Source organism: Amycolatopsis rhizosphaerae (assembly GCF_007713715.1).
Lineage (GTDB): Bacteria > Actinomycetota > Actinomycetes > Mycobacteriales > Pseudonocardiaceae > Amycolatopsis_E > Amycolatopsis_E rhizosphaerae.
The window spans coordinates 1-5,174 of record NZ_VJWX01000504.1; the positions used below are offsets into that span (position 1 = coordinate 1).

5 protein-coding genes are annotated in these 5,174 nt (G+C 71.5%); 3 read left to right on the forward strand and 2 right to left on the reverse strand.

Going from position 1 to position 5,174, the window contains the following annotated elements; all coding sequences use genetic code 11:
• From FNH05_RS31665 to FNH05_RS31675, 3 genes are all read left to right on the forward strand, one after another.
• Positions 1 to 1,562: endolytic transglycosylase MltG (locus FNH05_RS31665; protein ID WP_342781639.1), on the forward strand; the 1,562-nt coding region annotated here is incomplete at its 5' end.
• A 7-nt stretch (positions 1,563 to 1,569) separates the two neighbouring features.
• Positions 1,570 to 2,403, forward strand: a complete 834-nt coding sequence (locus tag FNH05_RS31670) for a shikimate dehydrogenase (RefSeq protein WP_246128061.1) — start codon at positions 1,570 to 1,572, stop codon at positions 2,401 to 2,403.
• A 26-nt stretch (positions 2,404 to 2,429) separates the two neighbouring features.
• On the forward strand, positions 2,430 to 3,374 hold the full coding sequence (locus tag FNH05_RS31675; RefSeq protein ID WP_144592522.1) for a D-2-hydroxyacid dehydrogenase family protein: 945 nt from the start codon (positions 2,430 to 2,432) through the stop codon (positions 3,372 to 3,374).
• Here the strand turns inward: FNH05_RS31675 and FNH05_RS31680 are convergent.
• On the reverse strand, positions 3,367 to 4,182 hold the full coding sequence (locus FNH05_RS31680) for a S1 family peptidase (RefSeq protein ID WP_144592523.1): 816 nt from the start codon (positions 4,180 to 4,182) through the stop codon (positions 3,367 to 3,369). The genes FNH05_RS31675 and FNH05_RS31680 overlap by 8 nt on opposite strands.
• A 160-nt stretch (positions 4,183 to 4,342) precedes the next feature.
• A complete protein-coding gene (locus FNH05_RS31685) occupies positions 4,343 to 5,158 on the reverse strand; it encodes a serine hydrolase domain-containing protein (protein ID WP_144592524.1) in 816 nt (271 codons plus the stop codon).
• Positions 5,159 to 5,174: the final 16 nt, after the last annotated feature.

Consider the following 5,174-nt stretch of genomic DNA (forward strand, 5'->3'; position numbering starts at 1 on the left):
GGCCCGAACCACCCCGCAGGCCCGAACCGCCCCGGGTGCCGCCGCCCGCACCGCGGCGGAGGCTGATCCCCGTGGACGACACCCCCACGGACGTGATCCCGGTCGGTGGCGACCCCCGGGCCTACCAGTCGGGTTATCAGTCCGGGTACCGGTCCGGCTACCAGGCGCCGGTTCGCGGAGAGGGCGGAGGCGGCCCCGAAGGCGCTTACCGTGAGGACGCCCGCCAGATCGGTCACGAGGAGGCGGCGTACGCCGGCGAGCCCTACGAGCAGGACGGCTACGACGAGTACGACGGGCACGAGTACGACGAGCACGACTACGACGGGCACGAGTACGACGAGCACGACTACGAGGAGGACCTGGCCGAGGAGGAGCGGGCCGAACCCGAGTACATCGACCCGCCGGACGACGCCGATCCGCCGAAGCGGCGCCGGGGCGGGGACAGGAAGCGCCGTCCCAAGGTGTTCCGCTGGGTCGCCGCGCTCGCGGTGATCGCCGTCATCGGCGGCGGGGCCTGGTACGGCATCCAGGCGATCTTCGGCTACGCCGACTTCAGCGGCGACGGCGACTCCGACGTGGTGATCCAGATCGCCGACGGCGACTCGACCAACGCGATCGGCGCCGAGCTGACCAACGCGGGCGTGGTCGCCAGCGCGAAGGCGTTCGTCAAGGCCAGCGCGGGCAACGCGAAGGTGCTGAGCCTGCAGCCCGGCTACTACGTGGTGAAGACCAAGATGTCCGGCGCCGCCGCGGTCGCCAGGCTGACCGCGTCCGACGCGCGCGTGGGCGAGCTCCAGATCCGGGCGGGCACCCAGCTCGACGACGTCACCCAGCCCGACGGCAAGGTCACCCCCGGCGCGTTCACCCTGCTGTCGAAGGCGTCCTGCGCGACCTTGAACGGCCAGAGCACCTGCCTGTCCACCGACGATCTCCGCAAGGCGGCCGCTTCGGCCGATCTCGCGGCCATGGGTGTGCCGGACTGGGCGGCGAGCCGGGCGCCCAAGAGCGGCGACGCCCGCCGGGTCGAGGGGCTGATCGCCCCCGGCGTGTACGACGTCAAGCCCGGCTGGAGCACCGCCGACCTGCTCGGCTACGTGCTCAAGAGTTCGGCGACGAAGATCCAGGCCGCCGGGCTGGGCCCGTCCTCGACGTTCCAGGGGCAGAATCCGTACCAGCTCCTGGAGATCGCCTCGCTGATCGAACGCGAAGGCGTGACCCAGGACTTCACCAAGATCTCGCGGGTGCTGTACAACCGGCTGGCCCAGCACTGGAGGCTGGGCCTGGACTCGACGGTGAACTACCTGCTGGACAAGCCGGTGGTGACGACCACGGACGACGACCGCGACCGGCCGGGGGTGTACAACACCTACTCCTTCTTCGGACTGCCGCCGACCCCGATCGGAGCCCCGAGTCCCGACGCGATCAAGGCTGCCCTGCAACCCGCCGACGGCGACTGGATGTTCTTCGTCAAGTGCGAGAAGAACGGGTTGTCCTGTTTCGCCGTGACCTACCCCGAGCACAACAAGAACATCGATCTGGCGAAGGAGCACGGTGCCTACTAAAGCGGCCGTGCTCGGCAAGCCCGTGTCCCATTCGCTGTCCCCGGTGCTGCACCGCAGTGCCTACATGGCCCTCGGGCTGGCGGACTGGACCTATGACCGGATCGAGGTCGACGAGGTCGGCCTGCCCGCGCTGATCAAGCGCCTTGGCCCGGACTGGGTGGGCTTCTCGGTGACCATGCCCGGCAAGCGGGCCGCGCTCGAATTCGCCACCGGAGCGTCCCCGCGCGCGCTCGCCGTCGGCGCCGCCAACACGTTGGTGCGCAGGGGGAGCGGCTGGTTCGCCGACTGCACGGACGTCGACGGCGTGGTGGGCGCGCTCCGGTCCGCCGGGGGATTCACCGCGGCCCCGCCGGGGGCGGCCGGGCTGGTGCTCGGCGCCGGCGGCACGGCGGCGGCCACCGTGGTCGCGTTCGCCGCGCTCGGCCTGTCCCGGGTGCGCCTGGTGGTGCGCGACCCCGCGCGGGCGGGGGAGACGGTGGCGGCGGCTCGCCGGGCCGGGCTCGACACCGAGGTGCTCACCTGGGCGGAGGTGGATTTCGGCCGGGTGGCCGCGGAGGCCGCGGTGCTGGTCAGCACGGTGCCCGCGGAGGCGGTCGCCGGGCTGGCGTCCCGGCTCGCGGCCGTGCCGTGCGTGCTCGACGTCATCTACCACCCGTGGCCCACCCCGTTGGCGCAGGCGCTGCTCGACCGCGGTGTTCCCGTGGCCACCGGGCTGGACATGCTGCTGCACCAGGCCTTCGGGCAGGTGGAGTTGTTCACCGGGCGGGAAGCGCCGCGGGAGGCGATGCGGGACGCACTGCGCGACGCGACCGGGAACGTACTGCCGCTGCCGCTCGGCTGAGCGGTGACCGGGGTACCGTTCGTCGCGTGAAGATTGTCATCCTCGACGACTACCAGAACGTCGCGCTGAGCTTCGCGGACTGGGATTCCCTCGGTGCCGAGATCGAAGTGATCACTTCCCCGATCGGCGACTCCGGCGAGCTGGTGCGCCGGCTCGCCGGGGCGGAGGTCGTCGTCGCGATGCGGGAACGCACCCGGTTCCCCGAGGAGCTGCTGGTCCGGCTGCCCGATCTCAAGCTGCTGGTGAGCACCGGGCGCCGCAACGCCGCCATCGACCTGAAGGCGGCCGATCGCCTGGGCATCCTGGTGTGCGGGACCGGCTACTTCCCGCACCCGACCGCGGAGCACACCTGGGCGCTGATCCTCGCGGCGGTGCGCCACCTGGACGTCGAACTGCCCGCGATGCGGACGGGTGGCTGGCAGAGCACCGTCGGAGGGGGGCTGCACGGGCGGACGCTCGGCCTGCTGGGACTGGGGCAGCTCGGTGCGCGGGTGGCGAAGGTCGGCCAGGCGTTCGGGATGGAAACCATTGCCTGGAGCCAGAACCTGACCGCCGAACGCGCCGCGGAACACAGCGTCACGGCTGTGTCCAAAGAGGACCTTTTCGCCCGGTCGGACGTGCTGTCGGTGCACCTGGTCCTCAGCCGCCGCACCCGCGGCCTGGTCGGCGCCGCGGAACTGGCGCTGATGAAGCCGGACGCGCTGCTGGTCAACACCTCGCGCGGCCCCATCGTGGACGAGGCCGCGCTGCTGGCCGCCCTGCGGGACAAGACGATCGGCGGGGCGGCCCTGGACGTCTTCGACGTCGAGCCGCTGCCCGCCGACCACCCGTTGCGCTCGCTGCCGAACGCGGTCCTCACCCCGCACCTCGGGTACGTCACCCGCGAGGTCTACGAGGTCTTCTACCGGGACGCGGTCGAGGACATCGCCGCCTACCAGGCGGGCGAGCCGGTGCGCGTGATGACTATCTGACGACCGTCCCGCCGGAGGAGATCCGGCTGGAGATGTTGGCGGAGAAGGACTGGATCTCGGCGTAGACACCGTAGTAGTCCGGTTCGGCGCAGCCTTGGCCCCAGCTCACGATGCCGACCTCCACCCAGGTGCCCGCGGAGGTCTGCTTCACCATCGGACCACCCGAGTCGCCCTGGCAGGTGTCCACGCCGCCCTGCGGATAGCCCGCGCAGAGCTCGTAGGCCGGGTGCAGGCTGCTGCCGTAGGACTGCTGGCAGGTCGAGTCGGGCACGAACGGCACCGTGGCGTACCGCAGGTACCGCGACTGGGGGCCGCCTTCGTAGGTCGAGCCCCAGCCCATGATGGTGAAGGTGCCGCTGTTGAGCGAGGTGTCGCCCTGGTCGGCGAAGGGCAGCGTCGGTGCGGAAGGGGCCGACGCCAGCTCGATCAGCGCCCAGTCCTGCGCGCCCGTGGAGGCGTACTGCGGGCTGCGGTAGACGTAGGTCGACCGGATCGACTGCCCGCCGCCGCCCTGCAGGTCCACCTTGCCGAGGGTGGCGGTGATGGTGGTGGTGGTCCCGGTGCCGCTGACGCAGTGCGCCGCGGTCAGCACGACGCGCGAGGCGACGAGCGCGCCGCCGCAGCCCATGGACAGCCGGACCATCCAGGGGAACTGGCCCTGCGCCGCGGTCGTGCCCCCGACCACGAAGGGAGTGGCGCCGCTGCGGGCGGGCGCGGCCTGCGCGCTGCCCGTGACGACCGCGGACAGTGCGGTGGCGAAGGCGACCGCGGCGAGCAGACCACGGCGCAGAGTGCTGGCGAGTGACATCGCTTTTCCGTTCGCTCGAAGAACTGGAAACGTTTTCCGGCCCCGGGCCTGCCGGGATACCGGATCGCGCTTTCGGTACGCGACGCGGAAAAGTTAGCGCCGGGAAACCCCGACGAAAGTCGTGGAACCGCCAATAATCGGACAATAAGCCCCGAATGGGCTACGCCATGAGTTCGGTGAGCACGGCGTCGGTGAACGGGGGCCACACCTCGGCGGCCCAGGGCCCGAAGTCGCGGTCGGTCAGCGCGACGCAGGCGGCCGCGGCATCGGGGTCCACCCACAGGAAGGTGCCCGACTGGCCGAAGTGCCCGAAGGTGGCGGGCGAGCTGTGCGTTCCGGTCCAGTGTGGACTCTTGTGGTCCCGGATCTCGAAGCCCAGGCCCCAGTCGTTCGGCTTCTGGTGCCCGAAGCCGGGCAGCACCCCGTTCAGGCCGGGGAAGGCCACGGTGGTGGCCGCCGCCAGCGTCGACGCATCGAGCAGCGAGGGCCGCTGCAGCTCGGCGGCGAAGGAGATCAGGTCGTCCACGCGGGACACCGCGCCCGACGCGGGCGAGCCGGCGAGTTTCGTGCCGGTCATGCGAAGGGGCGTGAACAGCGCCTCGGACTGGTAGTCGGCGAAGGGAATGCCGGAGTGTTCGGCGAGCGCGTCGGCGAGCTGCTCGAAACCGGCGTTGGAGTACAGCCGCCGGGTGCCCGGCTGGGCGACGACCTTGTGCTCGCCGAAGGCGAGGCCCGCCGTGTGCGCCAGCAGGTGCCGGATCGTGGCGCCCTCCGGGCCCGCCGGGGTGTCCAGTTCCACGACGCCCTCTTCGATGGCGATGAGCGCGGTGTAGGCGGTCAGCAGTTTCGTCACCGACGCGAGCCGGTAGGGCCGGGCCCCGTCGCCGTGCCGTCCGAGCACGGAGCCGTCCGCGCCCACCACCGCCACCGAAACGTTGCCCACCGGCCACTGCTCTGCCAAACGCACGCTGTCCACCCGGACACCCTACGGC

What these genes read in the sequence shown, in the direction of transcription:
- FNH05_RS31680 (WP_144592523.1), bottom strand. Translation starts at nt 4,182, where the DNA reads ATGTCACTCGCCAGCACTCTGCGCCGTGGTCTGCTCGCCGCGGTCGCC.